This window comes from Pseudomonas baetica, assembly GCF_019733355.1.
Taxonomy (GTDB): Bacteria; Pseudomonadota; Gammaproteobacteria; order Pseudomonadales; family Pseudomonadaceae; genus Aquipseudomonas; species Aquipseudomonas baetica_A.
In genome coordinates this window covers 1-998 of the sequence record NZ_JAIHLQ010000122.1, presented here as the reverse complement: position 1 = coordinate 998, position 998 = coordinate 1, and the positions used below count along the sequence as shown (strand labels likewise).

General features: G+C 61.0%; 1 pseudogene. It reads left to right on the top strand.

Annotated elements, in window-relative coordinates:
* Window positions 1–998: pseudogene (locus K5E40_RS34330) on the top strand (hypothetical protein); the annotation flags it as partial.

Below are 998 nucleotides of genomic sequence, written 5' to 3'. Positions count from 1 at the left end.
CCCGATGACAACCAGACGTTGATCCTCAAGGAACTCGACATCCCCGGTCGCACCGGCCCGATATCCGAGAATCCGGACGTGTATGGCATCAACCTGGCCGCCGCGCAGGACAATTTCCCACGCCAGGGTCTGTTATGCCGGGCCGGGCCTTGGAGTCAGATGGACATTGGCGACAAGCTGGTGATCTTTTGGGGCACCAATAACCAAGTCTTTCAGAAGTCCATCAACAAGGACGAGAAAGGTCAAGAGCTGCAAATGTTCGTGCCGTCGGAGCGCATCAACGACGGCAGGTTCCAGGTGTCTTATACCGTGGCCCGTTTTGGTCAGCCGCTGCCGGCCGAGCCTTCGGCCGTGATGGAGGTGCAGGTCAAGCTCACGCGCCCCGGCGGCCACGACGACAACGATGACCCGGGCCACTCGAAGCTGATCATGAGTATCCCGCAGGACATCATCGACGGCGGTATCCACAAGGACAACGTCGCTGCCGGGGTACCGATCACCATCGGCGACCCTGCCGGCGGATCGGCGCCTTATCCGCAAGCCGCAGCCGGCGACGTGATCCGGGTCAGCTGGGGCGGCGTGTTCGTGCTCAGCGAGCCGCTGACCCAGGATCAGGCCGACGGCAAGACGCCGATCAAAGTGCACATTGACGAAGCCACCATCCGCAAGGCCGGCGACACAGATAACAATGGTCTGGCGGTGGCCTTTGAGGTCTATGACCGGGTCGACAACCGCTCTGAAGACTGGAGCGCCGAGCAACGCGTGGTGGTGGTTGTCGACCTGACCCTGTTGATCGCGCCGCTGCTCAAGGAAATGGTGAACAACGTGCTGGACGTCGACAAACTGGGCGACGCCGCTGGTACCGCGCAGGTCATCGCGATGGATGCCAGCAAGTTCAAAATCGGCGACACCCCGATTATCCGGATCAAAGGCACTCCGGTAGAAGGCCTGCCGATCGATATCGAGATCGAGGGCATACCTTTGATCAGCGTGCCCAG